Annotated in this window: 20 protein-coding genes; 15 read left to right on the top strand and 5 right to left on the bottom strand. The window is 38.1% G+C overall.

Translation table 11 applies throughout. The features are described 5' to 3' along the window. The first annotated feature begins 53 nt into the window (after positions 1-53). The 5 genes from KQI83_RS14815 (at position 54) to KQI83_RS14795 (ending at position 5,176) form a co-directional block, all read left to right on the top strand. On the top strand, positions 54-1,427 hold the full coding sequence (locus KQI83_RS14815) for an MATE family efflux transporter (RefSeq protein ID WP_216559663.1): 1,374 nt from the start codon (positions 54-56) through the stop codon (positions 1,425-1,427). A gap of 16 nt (positions 1,428-1,443) precedes the next feature. Further along, the gene (locus KQI83_RS14810; RefSeq protein WP_216559661.1) at positions 1,444-2,673 is read left to right on the top strand and encodes a glycosyltransferase; all 1,230 of its coding nucleotides are present in this window, start codon (positions 1,444-1,446) and stop codon (positions 2,671-2,673) included. Positions 2,674-2,728: 55 nt separating this feature from the next. Beyond that, positions 2,729-3,349, top strand: coding sequence for a rubrerythrin (gene rbr, locus KQI83_RS14805; RefSeq protein WP_216559659.1), 621 nt, complete (start codon positions 2,729-2,731; stop codon positions 3,347-3,349). A 108-nt stretch (positions 3,350-3,457) separates the two neighbouring features. Beyond that, positions 3,458-4,318 (top strand): YitT family protein, encoded by an 861-nt coding sequence (locus tag KQI83_RS14800; protein ID WP_216559657.1) that lies wholly within the window; start codon positions 3,458-3,460, stop codon positions 4,316-4,318. A gap of 108 nt (positions 4,319-4,426) precedes the next feature. After that, positions 4,427-5,176, top strand: coding sequence for a LuxR C-terminal-related transcriptional regulator (locus KQI83_RS14795; RefSeq protein WP_216559655.1), 750 nt, complete (start codon positions 4,427-4,429; stop codon positions 5,174-5,176). Position 5,177: 1 nt separating this feature from the next. Here KQI83_RS14795 and KQI83_RS14790 read toward each other — a convergent pair whose 3' ends face one another. Next, positions 5,178-5,960 (bottom strand): Tim44 domain-containing protein, encoded by a 783-nt coding sequence (locus tag KQI83_RS14790; RefSeq protein ID WP_216559653.1) that lies wholly within the window; start codon positions 5,958-5,960, stop codon positions 5,178-5,180. Positions 5,961-5,993: 33 nt separating this feature from the next. Then, the gene (locus KQI83_RS14785) at positions 5,994-6,656 is read right to left on the bottom strand and encodes an HAD family hydrolase (protein ID WP_216559651.1); all 663 of its coding nucleotides are present in this window, start codon (positions 6,654-6,656) and stop codon (positions 5,994-5,996) included. Positions 6,657-6,774: 118 nt separating this feature from the next. Here KQI83_RS14785 and pdaA point away from each other — a divergent pair, with 118 nt between their 5' ends. The 3 genes from pdaA to KQI83_RS14770 all read left to right on the top strand — a co-directional run bounded on the left by pdaA (position 6,775) and on the right by KQI83_RS14770 (position 9,185). Further along, entirely contained in the window at positions 6,775-7,587 is an 813-nt protein-coding gene (pdaA, locus tag KQI83_RS14780; protein ID WP_216559649.1) for a delta-lactam-biosynthetic de-N-acetylase, read from the top strand. A gap of 128 nt (positions 7,588-7,715) precedes the next feature. Beyond that, complete coding sequence (locus KQI83_RS14775; RefSeq protein ID WP_216559647.1) at positions 7,716-8,132, top strand: hypothetical protein; 417 nt, start codon at positions 7,716-7,718, stop codon at positions 8,130-8,132. Positions 8,133-8,237: 105 nt separating this feature from the next. Beyond that, positions 8,238-9,185 carry a zinc ribbon domain-containing protein gene (locus KQI83_RS14770; RefSeq protein WP_216559646.1) on the top strand — a complete coding sequence of 316 codons (948 nt, stop codon included), beginning with the start codon at positions 8,238-8,240 and terminating at the stop codon, positions 9,183-9,185. Positions 9,186-9,188: 3 nt separating this feature from the next. Here the strand turns inward: KQI83_RS14770 and KQI83_RS14765 are convergent, their stop codons facing one another. Further along, positions 9,189-9,677 carry an HD domain-containing protein gene (locus KQI83_RS14765; protein ID WP_216559644.1) on the bottom strand — a complete coding sequence of 163 codons (489 nt, stop codon included), beginning with the start codon at positions 9,675-9,677 and terminating at the stop codon, positions 9,189-9,191. Beyond that, positions 9,670-10,344, bottom strand: a complete 675-nt coding sequence (locus tag KQI83_RS14760) for a Crp/Fnr family transcriptional regulator (RefSeq protein ID WP_216559642.1) — start codon at positions 10,342-10,344, stop codon at positions 9,670-9,672. The genes KQI83_RS14765 and KQI83_RS14760 overlap by 8 nt, the downstream gene beginning before the upstream one ends. A gap of 105 nt (positions 10,345-10,449) precedes the next feature. Between KQI83_RS14760 and KQI83_RS14755 the strand changes: the two genes are divergently transcribed. From KQI83_RS14755 to KQI83_RS14745, 3 genes are all read left to right on the top strand, one after another. Further along, positions 10,450-11,160 carry a 4Fe-4S binding protein gene (locus KQI83_RS14755; RefSeq protein ID WP_216559640.1) on the top strand — a complete coding sequence of 237 codons (711 nt, stop codon included), beginning with the start codon at positions 10,450-10,452 and terminating at the stop codon, positions 11,158-11,160. A gap of 35 nt (positions 11,161-11,195) precedes the next feature. Next, positions 11,196-12,791: a hydroxylamine reductase gene (gene hcp / locus KQI83_RS14750; protein ID WP_216559638.1), complete on the top strand. Its 1,596-nt coding sequence runs from the start codon at positions 11,196-11,198 to the stop codon at positions 12,789-12,791. Positions 12,792-12,955: 164 nt separating this feature from the next. Then, entirely contained in the window at positions 12,956-15,655 is a 2,700-nt protein-coding gene (locus tag KQI83_RS14745) for a hypothetical protein (protein WP_216559636.1), read from the top strand. A 100-nt stretch (positions 15,656-15,755) separates the two neighbouring features. On the opposite strand, the gene KQI83_RS17140 is transcribed toward KQI83_RS14745, so the two are convergent. Then, on the bottom strand, positions 15,756-16,055 hold the full coding sequence (locus KQI83_RS17140) for a hypothetical protein (RefSeq protein WP_330622448.1): 300 nt from the start codon (positions 16,053-16,055) through the stop codon (positions 15,756-15,758). 144 nt (positions 16,056-16,199) lie between these two features. On the opposite strand from KQI83_RS17140, the gene KQI83_RS16870 reads away from it, so the two are divergent. From KQI83_RS16870 to KQI83_RS14725, 4 genes are all read left to right on the top strand, one after another. After that, positions 16,200-16,352: a LysR family transcriptional regulator gene (locus KQI83_RS16870; protein WP_253295643.1), complete on the top strand. Its 153-nt coding sequence runs from the start codon at positions 16,200-16,202 to the stop codon at positions 16,350-16,352. Between the two features lie 90 nt (positions 16,353-16,442). Further along, on the top strand, positions 16,443-17,042 hold the full coding sequence (locus tag KQI83_RS14735; protein WP_253295642.1) for a substrate-binding domain-containing protein: 600 nt from the start codon (positions 16,443-16,445) through the stop codon (positions 17,040-17,042). Positions 17,043-17,061: 19 nt separating this feature from the next. Beyond that, positions 17,062-17,490 carry an SseB family protein gene (locus tag KQI83_RS14730; RefSeq protein WP_216559634.1) on the top strand — a complete coding sequence of 143 codons (429 nt, stop codon included), beginning with the start codon at positions 17,062-17,064 and terminating at the stop codon, positions 17,488-17,490. Positions 17,491-17,722: 232 nt separating this feature from the next. After that, entirely contained in the window at positions 17,723-18,640 is a 918-nt protein-coding gene (locus KQI83_RS14725) for a substrate-binding domain-containing protein (RefSeq protein WP_216559632.1), read from the top strand. Positions 18,641-18,657 lie beyond the last annotated feature (17 nt).

Raw genomic sequence — 18,657 nt, 5'->3', positions numbered from 1 at the left:
TTTCGTAGTATAGATAAGTAATAGGGGGAGTAATCAAAAGGTAGGTAACAGAAGTGAAAGATACGAAGACAACAACATTATTGACGGAGGGGACAATTTGGAAAAAAATCATTGCATTTGCAGTGCCGATTTTTCTGGGTAACCTTTTTCAACAGTTATACAATACAGCAGATTCCCTGATAGTAGGAAATTTTATCGGCAGTGATGCATTAGCTGCGGTAAGTTCATCAGGGAATCTCATTTTTTTGATGGTAGGTTTTTTTAATGGAATTGCCATGGGAGCGGGAGTTGTTATTGCCCGGTATTTTGGTGCGCGTAAGCTAGAAGAATTAGAAAAAGCAGTACATACATTAGTGGCATTTGGATTGGTGGCAGGAGTTGTTCTGACTGTCGTAGGAATGTTGGCAACACCATATATTTTGCAATGGATGGGAACCCCAGAGTCAGTACTTCCTAACTCCATATTGTATTTCCGAATTTATTTTGCAGGTTCTTTGGGATTTGTTATGTATAATATTTTCGTGGGAATTTTGCAGTCAGTAGGGGATAGTAAGCATCCACTCATTTACTTAATTATTTCTTCTATAACAAACATCGGGCTGGATTTACTCTTTATTGCTGTATTTAAAATGGGAGTAGGAGCAGCAGCGGCAGCTACAATTATTTCCCAGATATTAAGTGCGATTCTTTGTGCTGTTCGTTTATTAAGAAGTAAGGAAGAATACCGCGTACAGATAAAAAAGATTCGTTTTCATGGAAATATGATGAGTCAGATTATATCCAACGGTTTACCGGCAGGAGTACAGAATTCCATTATTGCTCTGGCAAATGTTGTGGTACAATCTAATATTAATGCATTTGGGGCAGCGGCAGTGGCTGGTTGCGGTGCATATGCAAAGATAGAGGGATTTGGATTTTTACCGATTAACTGTTTTGCAATGTCATTAACAACATTCATAAGTCAAAATCTTGGTGCAAAGCAGTATGAACGTGCAAAAAAAGGAGCCAGATTTGGGATTATTTGCTGTATTACCATGGCAGAGTTAATTGGTGCGTTATTGTTTATAGTTATTCCTCAATTGGTAGGTGCCTTTGATAGTACGCAAGATGTTATTCGGTATGGAACAACTCAGGCAAGAACAGTAACATTATTTTATTTTCTGTTGGCGTTATCCCATTGTTTAGCAGCCATTTTCAGAGGTGCGGGAAAGTCAACGGTTCCAATGATGGTAATGTTAGTCTGTTGGTGTATTATTCGAATTACCTATATTACCATAGCAGTAAAGTTTATACCGGTAATCCAGACGGTATTTTGGGCATATCCATTGACCTGGTCGTTAAGTTCTATTATTTTTCTGACGTATTATTTTAAGGCAGATTGGATACATGCATTTGACCGGCAGGAGGCACGAAGAAAAGCAAATTAAGAAAAGAAGGGGAAAAATGCCATCTAGAATTGTATTAATGACTGGAGGAGTGGAAACACTTACTTATTTTTCAAAAGAATTAGGAAATGTTTTTGAAGAGAAAGGCTATAAAGTGTTTTATTATGATTTGAAGGAATCGGAGACTTGTTTTTCCAGGTTAAAGAGATTTTTAAAGCCCAAAGAAACGGTTCTGATAACTTTTAATCACATTGGATTGAGCCAAGAGGATTTGTTATATCGCCCACAGCAAGGATATATATGGGAGCAGTTTCAAATTCCGGTTTACAATATTTTGGTGGATCATCCGTTGTATTACCATAATCATTTGAGTCATCCAATAAAAAATTATCATTACATAGGAATCGACAAAAAACACATTCAGTATGTGGAAAACTATTATCTTGATGTGAAGGTTTGTGGATTTCTTCCACTTGCAGGAATGAGGATGCCGGAGAAACGACCGGAGAAACAACCGGAGGAACAACCGGAGAAACAACCGGAAGAGCAAAAGGAAGAACAAAAGGAAAAACGAGAAATTCCGGTATTGTTTACAGGAAATTATCAGGCACCGGAGAAGTTTAATACATATATTGAACGAATTGATGAGGAATACACGCAGTTTTATCATAAGATTATTGACAGAGCATTAGCAGAGTCGGAAAAGACATTGGAAGAAGTGGCGAAAGAATGTTGTCTGGATGAAATGGGGACCATTTCCGATAAGGATTTTGCAGAGGTTCTGACGCATATGAATTTTATTGATTTGTATGTGCGAAATGTACGAAGAGGCAATGTAGTACGAACACTGTTGGACGCAGAAGTTTCAGTAGAAGCAGTAGGAGATGGATGGGAGAAGTTAGAGAGTAAGCATCCGGAACTTTTAAAAATTCATCCACAGACGGATACCAGAACTTGCTTGGAACTAATGCAACAGGCAAAAATTTCTCTAAATGTGATGCCGGAGTTTAAGGATGGAGCGCATGATCGGATTTTTAGCAGCATATTAAATGGAGCAGTTTCGGTAAGTGATGACAGTAGATATTTGCGAGAGTGTTTACCGGAAGGGGTAGGAATCTGTTATTATGACCGTAATCATTTAGCGGAATTACCGGAGATAGTAAAACACTTATTAGCAGTTCCAAAGGAAAGAGAAGAGATTGTTTTAAAAGGAAAGGCAGAGGTAGAAAAGAAGCATACCTGGAGGCAACGGGCAGAACAACTGATAGAATGGATAGAGGCGGTATAAAGTTTCTTTTTTTGCACAACATATTATGGAAATAATATGAAAGGCAGGGAAATTTATGGAAACAGAATTTAAGCAAAGCGAGACAATGAAAAATTTAATGCGGGCATTTGCAGGAGAAAGTCAGGCAAGAAACCGTTATACGTTTGCAGCATACCAGGCAAGAAAGCAGGGATTGTATGTTGTGGAGCAAGTATTTCAATTAACCGCAGACCAGGAGCGGGCGCATGCACAGGTGTTTTATAATCAATTGCAAACATTAGCGGGAGAAACTATTCATATTGAAGGCGGGTATCCGGTGGATATTAGTCCGAATATTGCAGATTTAATGAAAATGGCGCAACACAATGAGTATGAAGAGCATGATGATGTATATAAACATTTCGGGGAGATAGCAAAGGAAGAGGGATTTCACAAGGTTGCTTTTTATTTTGAAAAAATAGCGGAAGTTGAAAAATTACACGGAGATCGATTCGGAGCTTTTGCAAAGTTATTGGAGGAAAATCAACTCTTTGTTTCAAAGGTAGAGACAAAGTGGATTTGTTTAAATTGCGGGTACATTTTTGAAGGAAAGGAAGCACCGAATCAATGTCCCGTCTGTGAGCATGAAAGAGGCTGGTTTGTGCGAATGGAACTGGCACCGTTTTGCAGAGATGGTAATTATGAAAATTTTTCATAAAAACGATGAAAATTAATATGCAAATGAAAAAAAATATGCTAAGATAGATACCGGATTTGGCAAGACCAAATGAACAGAAGAAGTACCCAAGGGTGGAGGAAGTTAGTTATGGAAAAATGGAAAGTACGAAGAACAATAATTGATTATGCACTAATTACGGCGGCATCATTGATATTGGTTGTTGGAGTGTATTTTTTCAAGTTTCCCAATCATTTTTCCTTTGGTGGAGTAACAGGTATGGCGGTAGTATTGAGTGCTGTGACACCCTTTACCGCAGGTACCCTTAACTTTGTTATTAATATGCTTCTTTTGGTATTTGGATTTATATTTCTTGGGAAAAGTTTTGGTATTAAGACGGTATATGTAAGTATCTTAACCTCTGTGGGATTAAGTGCTTTAGAAAAAATGTATCCGATGTCTAAGCCATTGACAAATGAACCGGTATTGGAGTTGATTTTTGCGATTGTGCTTCCGGCAGTGAGTTCTGCAATCCTTTTTAATATCGGTGCCAGCGGTGGTGGTACAGACATTTTAGCTATGATATTAAAAAAGTATACTCCGGTTAATATTGGAACTGCATTGTTTTTGGTGGATTTGTTAATTACGGTTGCGGCATGCTTTATCTTTGACGCACAGACCGGACTGTGTTCCTTATGTGGGTTGTTGGCAAAATCATTGGTGATTGATAGTGCCATTGAAAATATTAACTTGTGTAAATATTTTACCATTGTTTGTGATGATCCGGAGCCAATCTGTGATTTTATTCATCAGGAGTTGAAGCGAAGTGCCACCATATTTAAGGCAGAAGGAACTTACACGCATCGACAAAAATATGTGATTCTTACTGTTATGAAACGAAGTCAGGCAGTGCAGTTACGAAATTTCATTAAAATGAACCAGCCAATGGCATTCATGATGATTACAAATAGTAGTGAAATTATCGGAAAAGGGTTTAGAGGATTAAATTAGTGACTTGATTTAATAACAAAAATGGTATACAATAATAAGGATGACGAAGGAGTCTGAGAATATCTCAGGCTCCTTTTATACGTTATTAGAGAAAGGGTGATATTCTTCATGAAAACATTAGAAACCAATGACTGGATGATATTAAACAGTATTATTTATAAAATTTATACAACGGAAAATCCTTTGACGATGCGCCAACAATTATTAGAGCAAATGAAGATGGTGCTGGATTTTGACAGTGCGGATTTCTATTTGGCTTCCAAGGAAGAAGAAGGAAAATTAATAGCTCCGGTAATGTACAATTGTGACGAAGATCAGTCGGAAAATTATGAGGAATTGGGAAGCAGCCGAGGGATTATGTATAGTGGAAAGAGTCTTGTTTATCGTGAAACAGATATTATTTCAGATGAAAAAAGAATGGAAACAGAATATTATAAGAAAGTATATCGACCCAATAATTGGCACTATTCACTTCAGATGATATTGGGAAAAGATAAAGAATTTTTAGGCGTAATTACATTTTATCGAACCATAGGCAAGGATAATTTTCAGTATGATGATATTTTTCTATTAGATTTGCTGAAGGATCATTTGGCATATCGATTGTATCGTGACCGTCAGGAGTGTAATAACGGACAGGAAAAATTAACGGTTACAGAAGCGGCAGAGAAATATGGTCTTACGAAGCGGGAACATACAATTTTACGTTTGTTGATGCAGGGAAAGGACAACAACCAGTTATGTGAGGAGTTGTCCATTAGTGTAAATACCTTAAAGAAGCACATTTTAAATATCTATCGCAAGTTGGGAATCCGAAACCGTGTACAAATGTTTAAAATGGTAAAAGAAAGAGAGTAAATTACAAATTGGAGAATTGACGGATATCCAGTTCATCTTTTTGGCGTATTTCGTCTAATACCCAGTTGTTATTTAAATAAATAAAACGCCAGTATTCGTAAAAACTCTCTGGATTTGTATTGCCACGAATACAAAGTTTTGTGTCTTTGTCAATATAATAACCAATCATTTTGCCGTGGATGAGATACCAGATTTGATCTTGTTCGGTGCCCTCATGGTCATCAACATAGACCGGATCGGCACTTAAAAGTTGGACTTGTTCTTGAACAACCTGCTCATTTCTGGTATCCATCCATTCTAGTTTCATACGAAAGTCATCTAACAAAGATGGACTTAAATAGGTAGCAGCATAGTCGGCATCTTGGCGACGCCAACATTCCTGAATTTGGAAGTAGGCTTGTTCTACCCGCTGCTGTATTTCTTTGTAATCCCAGTTATATCCGTATTTTGCAAATTCAGTCATACGATGTTTACTTATAAGCCGTGCTTTTTTGCGATGATAGAAAAAGACAATGGTACCACCACTTGCAATACAGATAAAAATAGCATATTGTATTACGCTGCTCATAGGGTTGTTGGAGTATCTTCCACGAGAGGAACGTCTGTAATTGTGGTCATCATAGTTACTGGAATGACTGCTGCTACTGCTACCACCTCCACCACCGCTGCTGCTACTGCTGCTACCACCACCTCCGGCTCGCGCCTGTGCAGATATGGGAGAAAGCAGTAGGAGTGCGGTAAGGCAAAAAAGTATCATTTGTTTCCAACCATTTTTGTGTTTCATAAAAGAATACCCCTTTTCTATTTTTGTTACGGATTAGTTCCAATTTGTAAGAAGTGTGGGAATATCATCAGCATGATGGGCAAAATGAGTTCCCCCATGTTGAATAAGAAAATCCTGATCACGGAAGCCCCAGGTAACACTGATACATGGAATGCCGGAATTTTTGGCAGTAGCAATATCTACATCTGAGTCTCCCACATAGATGCAGGTGTCAGGGGTAGACCCCAGTTCTTTCATTGCTTCAAAGACAGTATCCGGTGCAGGTTTTCTTGCAATGGACTGGGATTCTCCGATAGCAGTTGTAATATATGGAGTAAAAAAGTCTTTGCATAATTCTTTTACAGCCTGATCAAATTTATTAGAGACAATTGCCAGTTTATAACCGTCTTGAGATAATTGTTTTAATAATTCTAAGATGCCGGGGAAAGGGCGGGTGAAGTCTTTTTTATGAGCTTCATAATGTTCTTGAAATGTTTTTACACAGGCATCGTATTCTGGAAAGTTTCGACCATCTGGAATTGCCTGTTCAAATAATACATAAATGCCGTTTCCTACCATGCGGCGTACAGCATCTTCCGAATGAGTAGGAAAATGATATTGTTCCATAGCATAATTTACGCTATTGGTTAAGTCTGTCAGTGTATTTAATAAAGTACCATCTAAGTCAAAGATGACAGTATCAATCTTATGGGTCATAATATAATACCTCCTAGTTATGAATTCCCCCATATTATAGCAGTTTTTCTATAGATATACCAATAATATTTGTAGGAATAACAGAATATAATAGTAGAAAAAAACAGGGAGTTTGCATGTGAAACCTGATAAGAAAAAAAGTCTGGTAAAAATAGTAGTGATTTTTGTGGCTGCTTTTTTTGTGGGACATTTTGCAGCAAAAGTGGTAGATGTGACAGGAACATCGGCAATACAGTCATCAGAAGGAAATTGGGGATTGAGTTTTCAGGAGGAAGGAAAACTTCCAGTGGCAAACGCTTCCATAGAAGAGATGGCAAAATATAATGCATATTATGCAAAAGATACACAGGAGAAGGTGTTGTATTTAACATTTGATTGCGGATATGAAAACGGAAACACACCGGCAATTTTGGATGCATTAAAAAAGCATAATGCAAAGGGTACTTTTTTTATAGTAGGAAATTATTTATCAACCAGTCCCGATTTGGTAAAGCGAATGTTAGAGGAAGGTCATATTGTGGGAAATCACAGTTATCATCATCCGGATATGTCGGCAATGGATAAGGAGGCTTTTGCAAAGGAATTAGGCGAGCTGGAGACATTGTACCAGCAGACCATTGGAGAACCGATGAAAAAATATTATCGTCCGCCACAGGGAAAATACAGTGAAAATAATTTAAAAATAGCAAAAGAATTAGGATATAAGACGTTTTTCTGGAGTCTTGCTTATGTGGATTGGAATGTGGATAGTCAGCCAAGTCATGAAGAAGCCTTTGATAAGTTGTTAAAGCGGGTACATCCGGGAGCCATTGTATTGTTACATAATACCTCCAAAACCAATGGAGAGATTTTGGATGAACTTTTGACAAAATGGGAAGAAATGGGTTATATTTTCCATTCATTAGCGGAATTAACAGGAGAAAAAGAGTAAGAATATAACAAAAAAAGATAAAAAATCGACAAAATTCCGGGCTTTCCTATTGCAACAGACAAAAAAGTATGTTAAACTAAATTAGCACTTTGCAAAAATAAGATAAAATAAGAGAGGGACTTAGAGTTATGAGAAAAAAAAGTTTAGTAGTTGGTATGGTTTTAGCAATGTCTTTTGCTACATTAACAGCATGTGGAGATTCTAAACAGCAATATTTAGATGATGTTAAGGCAATCAGTGAAATGGGAGATGCATTCCAGGATATGGAAGATTTAGCAGATTTCTCTGATATTGTAGACGATATGGATATGAAAACCAAAGAAGGAAAAGAAATCAAGAAAGACATGGAAGAACTTGCAGGTTATATGGAAGAGCTTTCTGATATGATGGCAGATCCGGAAAATGCTGATACAGATAGAGCAACAGAAATTTCTGACAAAGCAACAGAACTTCAGAAAGATGTAGAAGATCATGTACAGGCATTCGAAGACGCAGCAAAAGATGCTGGTGTTAAGGATGAAGACTTAGAAGACATTGAATTTTAATTAAGAACAACAACTAGAACAGAATGCATATAGAAAAGAATTCCCCAGAGTATGAGGAATTCTTTTTTGATAGAGTACAGGGATAGAAAAGGCGGAGGAAAAAGAATGAAATATTGTATCAATTGTGGAAGTCAGCTATCTGACCAGGATAAGTTTTGTACGAAATGTGGAGCACCACAGGGAGTACAGCAGAACGTTGCGGCAGTAGAGCAGGAGGTACAGCAGAACCCAGCCACAACAGGGGAACAGGAAGTACAGCAGAATCCAGCAGCAGTAGCGCAGAAAATGCAACAGAACGTTGCAGCAGCAGAACAGGAAACACAGCAACAGAATGTAGCAGGTGTAGAGCAGGAAGTGCAGCAGAACCCAGCCACAACAGGGGGACAGGAAACACAGCAACAGAATGTAGCAGGTGTAGAGCAGGAAGTGCAGCAGAACCCAGCCACAACAGGGGGACAGGAAACACAACAGCAGCAACAGAGTTATGCACAGCTAGATCAAAGTTATATTTATCAGCAACCAGCAACAACCGCTAAATTTCCGGCAAAGGCGGCAATTTTATTAGTAGGAATTGTAGTAGTGGCATTAGGCGTGATTTATCTGGTATTCCAGTTAGTTACTGGTGGAAGTGGTTCTGTAGAAAAGGCAGTAAAGGAATATTATGAAGCAATCTGTGATAAAGATGGAGATACCTTACTGGATGCCACATGTACAGATTCTATGATAAAAGCATTAGAAGAGACAAGTGGCTATGAAAAAGATGATATTGCAGATGCTATGGAAGAAGCAGTAAGCTATAGTTATGAGGATTATGGTAAGGTAAAAGATATCAAGGTTGAAGAACAGGACAAGATGACAAAGGCGGAACTGCGTGAAGGCCTGGAGGGAATAAAAGAAGAAACAGGCGTAGACGTAAATATTTCCGAAATGCGTCAGGTAGAAGTTACATATAAATATTACGATACTTATTACAAAGAATGGAATGAAGATACCGAATACCTTACCGTATACAAATCAGGTTCCAAGTGGTATGTATTCCCTGATTCATTCTAAAAATTACAGAAACATGGTCTTGCAGATATGGATACCCGTATCTGTTTGAAAGATATGTTCTAAAGCATGAGAGATGGCAGAGGTATTTGCGCCGTCCTCATACAGATTTACGAGAAAATCTGCTTCTAAAAGAATCTGATAGTCTAAACCATCTACGTTTGTGTAGGTATGGTGGTGGGCTACCAGGTAGCAGACTCGTTCAATTACATCTGGATCATAGGAAAGAGAGGATAATAGTTCTCCTGCAGGGGAAGGACCTTCCTGTTCCTGAAGCTTTCCACTACAATTGCCGAACTTTGCTTCGGCATTTTTTATACCAATATCGTGGACGATTGCAGCAGTCTCTAAAATGTGCTGTGTCTTAGCATCCAGTCCTTCGGATTCCCCAATTATTTTAGCAAATTCATATACTTTCAGAAAATGTTGAATACGTTTCGGGTCTTTTGCATCGTAGGCAATCATTTTTAATAAAAGTTCATTATTGTTATTCATGAAAATTCTCCTTTAAAATAAAAGTATTTTTGTCATAGGTTAGAATACCTTCTTTTTTTAATTTTCCCAATTCATTTGACATAGCACTGCGGTCTACCGATAAATAGTCAGCCAGCTGTTGTCGGTTAAATGGAATGGAAAAGGAAGGACTTTTGGCTTTCAGTGATTCCCCGGAAAGATAAGACAGCAATTTATCCCGGGTAGTTTTTTGGGACATGTGTTCCAATTTGCGGGTAAGGGTCAAGTTCTTCTGAGCCAAAGTTGCCAACAGATTGTGAATCAGTTTGGTATGGAACTGGCAGGTGGAAGAACAGGTAGTCAATATTTTATGAAAATCCAGAAAAAGAATTTCACAATCAGAAGAAGCTACAACGCTGACTTCCAAGGGTACAGTGCCAATGCAGGCATAGGTTTCGGCGAAAAGAAAGCCACTGGAAACCTCCGATAAAATAGAACGATTGCCCCAAAAGTCCTCCTTGATAATTAGAGCAGAACCGGATAAAACCATTCCCACTTCATGTATGGTGTTTCCGGTATGCAGAATAAATTCTCCCTTTTTGTAAGTAGCCATGTGTGCAGAAAGGCAGGTGAGCATGGAAGAGATATCTTCTTTTGCGATACCGGTAAAAAGTGTGGTGTTACTTAAAAGTGTTAAATATTTTTCCATAGTTTTCCTTTAAAAATTTTTATAGTGTTGTAAAAACAACAGAAATGTTAGAAACATTCTATTATAATCAAAGCATAAAGTCAAGAATATCAAGGAGGAAATAAAATGGTAAGAAGAGTAATAGAGATTGACGAAGAAAAATGTAATGGATGTGGAATTTGTGCCCAAGCCTGTCATGAGGGTGCAATTGGAATCATAGATGGTAAGGCAAAACTTTTAAGAGATGATTATTGTGATGGCTTGGGAGATTGTCTGCCAACCTGCCCAACAGGAGCCATTCGATTTGTGGAACGTGAGGCAGCTGCTTATGATGAAGAGGCAGTGAAAGCAAATATGAAGAAAAGACAGGAAGAACAGAAAAAACCATTGCCATGCGGATGTCCGGGAACACAATCGAGACAGTTAAAAAGAGAAACAACTGCAAATGCAGCAGCAACACCTGTAACTTCACAGTTATCTCAGTGGCCGGTACAGATTAAGTTAGCACCGGTGAATGCACCATATTTTCAGGGAGCAGATTTATTGATAGCAGCAGATTGTACGGCATATGCCTATGGGGACTTCCATAATCGTTTTATCAAAGGAAGGATAACGCTCATCGGATGTCCCAAACTGGATATGGTGGAATATGCAGAAAAATTAACAGAAATTATTTCTAATAATGATATTAAGAGTGTTACCGTAGTGCGAATGGAAGTGCCATGTTGCGGTGGAATCGAACATGCAGCAAAGAGTGCATTGCAAAACAGTGGAAAATTTATTCCATGGCGTGTGGTTACAGTTTCCACTGACGGAAGAATTTTAAGCGAAATGTAAAAAAAGATAGAGAAAAGAGAAAAAGGAGTACAAAAATGAATCAGCAAATGTTTTGTTTTCAATGTGAACAGACCGCAGGATGTAGCGGATGTACAGGGGCACAGGGAGTTTGTGGAAAGTCAGCAAAGACAGCAAATCTTCAGGATGAGTTAACAGGGGCATTAATTGGATTGGCAAAGTCTTGTGGAAATAATCCGCATACAAATAAAACAACCGAAATTATCATAGAAGGATTATTTACTACCATTACCAATGTAAACTTTCACGACCAGGTATTGGAAGAAATGATTCAGAAGGTACATGAAGAAAAGGCACGAATTGTACCAAATTGTAGTAGTTGTGCAGAACCTTGCGGAAATACTTCTGATTATAATATGAAAGAGTTGTGGGAGGCGAACGAAGATATTCGTTCCCTGAAGTCCTTAATCCTTTTTGGCATTAGAGGAATGGCTGCTTATGCTTATCATGCATGGGTATTAGGATATTCTGACGAAGAAGTAAATGAGTTCTTTTACCAGGCATTATCCATTATTGGAAATGAATGGGAACAGGAAGATTTAATACCGATGGTGTTAGAGGTTGGAAAAATCAACTTGAAGTGTATGGAGCTTTTAGACCGTGCAAATACAGAAACATTTGGCACACCTGTTCCAACTAAAGTAACAAAAGAAGTAGAAAAAGGACCGTTTATTATTATTACCGGACATGATTTATATGACTTAAAGCTGTTATTAGAACAGACAAAAGACAAAGGAATTAATGTATATACCCATGGAGAAATGTTGCCGGCACATGCTTATCCATTGTTGAAGCAATATCCACATTTAAAGGGAAACTTTGGAACTGCCTGGCAGAATCAGCAGAAGGAATTTGATAATGTACCGGCTCCAATCTTGTATACTACGAACTGCTTGATGCCGGTAAAGGAAAGTTATGCAGATCGGGTATTTACCACAGAAGTTGTAGCATATCCGGAAATGGTGCATATTGGAGCTGAGAAAGACTTCACTCCGGTAATCAAAAAAGCCTTAGAGCTGGGAGGATATTCTGAAAATAAAACCTTCACCGGAATTAACGGTGGAAGTGAACTGATGACAGGATTTGGTCATGGCACGGTATTAGGTGTGGCAGATCAAGTGATTGATGCAGTAAAAGCAGGTGAAATCAGCCATTTCTTCTTGGTAGGAGGTTGCGATGGCGCAAGAGTCGGAAGAAATTACTATACAGATTTTGTAAAACAGACACCAGAGGATTCTATAATTCTTACATTAGCATGTGGAAAGTATCGTTTTAACGATTTGGATCTTGGCACAATCAAAGGACTTCCTAGAATTATGGATATGGGACAGTGTAATGATGCATATAGTGCAATCAAGGTAGCAATTGCCTTGGCAGAAGCTTTTGAATGTTCTGTAAATGAGTTGCCACTATCTATGGTACTTTCCTGGTATGAACAGAAAGCGGTTTGTATTTTGTTGACATTGCTCCATTTGGGAATCCAGAATATTTACTTAGGACCAACACTTCCTGCATTTCTTTCTGAGAATGTAACGAAGTTCTTAGTAGAGCAATATCATATTTCTCCAATTAGTACACCGGAAGAAGATTTGAAGAAAATTTTAAATAAATAAGTAAAAACGAAAGGAACGGCAGGGTTTGCCGTTCTTTTTTGTTGAAAAAATGAGTTCTCACTTTAAAATAGGCATAAAATGCAGAATGTCATTTGATTCTGGGGTATATTAAATTTTTTAAAAATGTGTTAAACTGTTGGCAGAATGAAAAGGGGATGAAAGATATGATTTTTCTAAAAGCCAATATAGAATTAAAACATACATTTGAACGTTTAATTCAGACAATGGAAGTACCGGTAAAATGGAACGAGTTGTTTGTGGTTTTAAATAATTTTCTTATATTACCGGGAGAAGTGCGCTCCCTGGTGTTTAATTTTGATAATCGAAAAGTAAATACCAACGTGATAGAGATTCCTATTGTAGAAGAAGCAATACAGCCTATTGATAAAAATGTATTAGTTACCAATGTGCTGGATATGATTTTGTATGCCTTTGGAAAATGGGGAACGATTAAAGGAATAAGAGTTGACAAGGATTATGCACAGTTAAATGCATTATTTACCGAGATATTAAAAGAGATAAAAGTCGAACCCGGATATCGAAATGATAATTTCCGCTTTTATCAGGAGGGAATACAGATTACCTATGAGGATGTGGTACAGGCAGCCTTAGAGGCGGGAGAGAAAAGTGAGGAAGAACTAGAGGCAGAATTAGAAGAAGAAAAACTGGGACTTTGGCACAATATGAAATGGGTTATCACAAAGACTTCTTTTCAAAAGGAAGAACCGGATCAGGTAGCCCAGGAAAGCGAAAGAATCGGAAATAATTTTTACATGGTGGGTTATCAGTGTCCAAATTGTGGAAAAAACCTGCACATGGTAGTTTATCCTGTGGATAAGGAGTTCTTGGTGGAAACGGAAGAAGGGAGAGTATATCTTGCAAGGGCATATGCCTGTGATGCCTGCAATCGCTTCTATACCCCAAGACCAGGAAAATTGTTGAGTGAGGGAGATGTTTATCTTTTAGATTTTGGCGAAGATCGGGATGCTTATGAAGATTATCAGGAATTATTGGGAGCCCAGGGAGAAAAGACCAGTAATTATAAGTTTAATGAATATGAATGGGAACGAAACAAGAAAAAGTCAAAGGAAGAACCGGAGGAAGAAGTAGAAGAAGCCGAAGAAGAGAGCTTGGAAGAAGCGGCTGCAACGAGAGAAGAAGCCGAAGAAGAGAATCCGGAAAAGGAACCGGAGCATGTCATAGAGAGGGAAAGAGAACAAGAGGAAAAGGAGCTTAAGAAAGAAAATTCTAAGGGGAGAAAATGCAAGAAAGAGATATATGAAAAAGATACATCAGGGGGAAACACTAAGGGAAAGGTATTAGGTGTTTCTAAGGAAGAAACATCGAAAATATCCAAAAGAGATTTGCAACAGTCAGAAGAAGCACAGTATAGTAAAATTCCAAAAGAGGAAAAGTCTCAGAAGGAAAAACAGATAGAAGAGGCAGTTGAAGCAGAGACAAACGGAGAAGTTAAAGGAGCCACTCCAGAGGATAAAGAAGCGGAAAAGGTACGACAAAAGTACGAGGCTCGGATGAAGGTAATCGAGAGAATGTCTCCAAGACAGTTAAAAGAGCTTCGTGAAAAAGTAAAAGTAGAAAAATTACTGCCGGAAGCGGATAAACAGGAATATGTACAAAAGATAGAAAACTATATACAAAAGAATCAAAAGGAAGAGTTGGAAAAACGGGCTGAGAATGGAAAAAGGGGAAACTATGCTCAATTGTGTCGAAGTATAGAAGAAATAGAAAGAACAGATATTCCGGCAGAAATGAAAGAGCCGATACTTGCGCCTTTGTATGAATTAAGAAATAAAAAAGCGCAGGAAGAGGCAGAGGCATTGATTGCCAATATGCCGGCTAATATGGATAGAAAGAGGTATAAGCTGTTTCGGGATAAATTAGCGCAATATAAAGAGGCAGATATCGCACCGTATGAAAAAAAATTAGAAGAGCAAAGAAAAAGGGCAGAAAGTCAGGAAATTGCCACGATGATGAATCGAGTTAATAAGAACGACAGAGGTGCGATTTTTCATATTTGGAAAACACTTCAGAGCCCTGATTTTTCTAAGGAAAATACAGAAAAGCCTTTGCAGGAGCTGCATGATAGACTGGAAAAATTAGATGAGGCAGCAATTGATAAAATCTGTCCAAATCTTACAAGTATGACTTTTGAAGAAGGTCAGAAAGCATATGAAAAAATCGAAAAGGGAATGTTTTTACCGGAGATAAAGAGTAATGCCTTAGAGATGATTGATAAGCGACTTACCAAAATTAAATCGGATGAAAGCGAGTTGTTAGTACAAAAGCTAAAGGGAGAATTTACAGAAAAATTGAAAGATACCTCTAGTTTGCATTACTATGCTGCGCGACAGGCAATGCGCGGGGAATGGGAAGGTGCAGAAGCGGCAATTGTAAATTGTGCATTAAAGACCTATGCCTCTGAGCATAGTCGCTATGAGTTCCCGGTAGTGGTATGCGATTCTACTCATAAAGGAACCGGGAGAGAAGGCTTTTTGTTGACGCCGGATCATTTATATTACAACAGTACGTTTAGTAGCGAATGTATACCGGTTTTAAATATAAAAGACATTTCCTTTAGTACCGGATTATTAAATAAGGGAGTTTATATTCAACAAAAAAACGGAGAAAAAACGAAGATTCCGGTAGGTGTGCCGAGTAAAGAATGGAAAGAATTTACACGCATATTAGGAGAGTTTATAAAGTATCTTCAGGAAAAACCGGAATCCAGAAAAGTTTCTTATCTGGCGAAGGAAGAACATGAGGTAAAATGTTGTTATCGTTGCGGTTATGTGTATAAGGGTGGCGATGTATGCCCGAAGTGTGGAAGTCGGGCAAATCGCTAACCGGTATGTAATTGTACAATGCTCATGAACCATTCAACGGCTTGAGGATCATAGTGAGAGAAAAAGAGGCTCTGTTCGCCATCGAGAGCTTCAAGTTCTTTTAAAGCAGATGTATTAAAATAGTCATTTTTTCCTTCTGCAAAAGGTCCCCAAGACATGATTTGAGTACCATAAAGTGAACCAGGTCAAGAGAGCGGTCAGGATAGCTTGGAAGTCCACATTTTTCAATGGCATTTCCAACTCCTTCTTTATTTCCATATGCCTGGGCAGTATCGATGCTGCGGTATCCAACTTGAATAGCATCTAATACACAACGTTCTGTGTCTTCTGGTGGAGTCTGATATACTCCATATCCTAATATTGGCATTTTTACACCGTTGATTAATGTTACATATTCCATAGAATCATCCTCCTGTTTTTCATATTTTGAAATATACTTTAGTAATTGCATTTCCTGTAATTCATGGTTTACATAGCTTTTTTAATAATGCACAATAGAAAAAAAGAAATATACATTTCATATAATGAATAGTGAGGAACAAAAATGTTGAATTTAGTTGAATTGGAACAATTTGTTTCCTTTGCCGATAATGGGACTCTTTCTAAGGCGGCAGAAGTAATGCATATTTCCCAGCCTACCATTACCAGAACCATGCGTCATGTGGAGAAAGCTTTTGGGGTAGTCCTCTTTGAGTGAGGGAAAAATAAAATTGCGTTAAGTGAAACAGGAAAACAGGCAGTAGCATATGCAAGAAAACTTTTAACGAAAGCAGAAAATGCAGTTCAGATGGTACAGACATTTGATAGAAGTCTGCACACAATTAGCATTGAATCTTGTGCTCCGGCACCACTTTGGACGTTGTTGCCCAAGTTGTCCGTGCAATATCCAGAGAATACCATTTCCACGAAGCTTTGCACAAACACAGAGGTGGTTTGTGATGTACTCGCCGGAAAGTGTCAGATAGGAATCCTGCCGTTTCCATGTTTGGAAGAGGGAATCATAGATATTCCTTTTGTCAGGGAACAGTTATTTGTTTGTGTTCCCAATGGTCATGCACTTGCGGTATATGATGAATTGACCATGGAGCAACTAAACGGACTTAACTGCTTATTAAGGGATGAAATTGGTTTTTGGACGGAGCTTTGTTATCAAAAAATGCCGGCTTCCCGCTTCCTGATTCAGAAAAATGAGTTTGAAATGCAGGAATTAGTACGAACGTCTACACTGCTTTGTTTTACTACAAATCTTGCAAGATATTCAGGGAATGCACTTCACAGAAGGAAAATCATTCCTATTATAAATGAACAGGCAGATGTTACATATCACTTAATTTGCTGTTCTAAGCAGTTAGAAGAACGGTTACGGGATATAAGTAGAAGAAGTTAAGGAAAGGATTTTAAAACATATGAATAATAATGAGAGAAAAATTGACAAAGGATTACAAGGTAATGAAAAGATAGAAGAAGCCATTGTGGCACTTCAAAAGGAATCGACACAGGAAATGTTAGCGCATACACTTACCGTAATACGTCGGCGTATGAAAGAAAACGGACAGTTTATTGTGGCAGTTGAGCCACAAAATGGAGATACCGGACTGAATGTACAGGCAGTTAAAACCCAGGACGGCGAACAGTGGTGGACCGTATTTACCAGTTTTGAGGAAGAAGTGAAAGGTTCGGGAAGTGTCATGTCTACCTTTTTAGCAGATATAGAGCAATTGTTTAGGTCTGCGCGGGAGGTAAAAGGGATAAAAGGAATCATTGTGAATCCATGGAACAAGACGATTATGTTGGATAAGTCTTTGATTGATATTGTGTTGGGAATACAGCCCTAAAATAAAAATTAGATAATAAAAATAGCGGGAAACATTGATGTATTCAGTGTTCCCGCTGTTTTTTTGTCTCTTGAAAGCAGAATCTTTCCGGTTTCTTTGCAAAGATTTTACATAGATTTTTCATAATCTGGTATTTATATTTTACGTTTGCCTTTTATACTCTTTCTTGCAGTCGGGAAAACCACTGATGAGAAAAAGAAGAAAATGAATGTAAAAGAGAGGAAGAAAGATTATGAAGAAACTCATCGTAGCTCTTATGGTTATGGCAATGACAGCCACCGCAATGGTTGGGTGCGGTTCAAACAACACAGACAGTAAAAATGACAGCAATGCAAGTACACAGGCAGATGCAAATGCAGATACGGATGAAGGAAGTTCTAATGCAGGAGGAACAATCAATGTAATCTCCCGTGAAGATGGTTCCGGTACAAGAGGTGCATTCATTGAATTATTTGGAATCGAAGAAAAAGATGCTGATGGCAATAAAGTAGACAATACAACAGAAGAAGCAACTATTGCAAACAGTACAGAAATTGTTTTATCAAATGTAGCAAGTGATCCAAGTGCAATCGGTTATGTATCCCTTGGTTCTTTAAATGACAAGGTAAAAGCATTAAAGATTGACGGAGCAGAAGCTACTGTAGATAACATCAAGAGTGGTACATACAAAATTTCTCGTCCATTTAATATTGCAACAAACGGAACTCCAAGCGATGCAGCTCAGGATTTCATTAACTACATTTTAAGCTCTGAAGGACAGAAAGTAGTAGAAGATGCTGGATATATCGCTTCCGTAGATAATGCAGAAGCATATGCAAACAGCGGAGCAAAAGGAAAAGTTGTTATTGCAGGTTCTTCTTCTGTAACACCGGTTATGGAAAAATTAAAAGAAGCATATGCAAAAGTAAATTCCGATGTAGAAATTGAAATCAACCAGAGCGATTCTACTACAGGTTTACAGGCAGCTATGGATGGAACCGCAGATATCGGAATGGCATCCAGAGAGTTAAAAGATAGTGAAAACTCATTAACACCTACAGTTATCGCAATTGATGGTATTGCAGTAATTGTAAATAATGATAATTCTGTTGATGATATGACAGCAGATCAGATTAAAGCAATCTTCACAGGTGAAACAACCACTTGGTAAAATTACCAAGTTCACCT

This window comes from Roseburia sp. MSJ-14, assembly GCF_018918225.1.
Taxonomy (GTDB): Bacteria; Bacillota; Clostridia; order Lachnospirales; family Lachnospiraceae; genus Petralouisia.
This window is presented reverse-complemented; position numbering and strand designations above follow the sequence as displayed.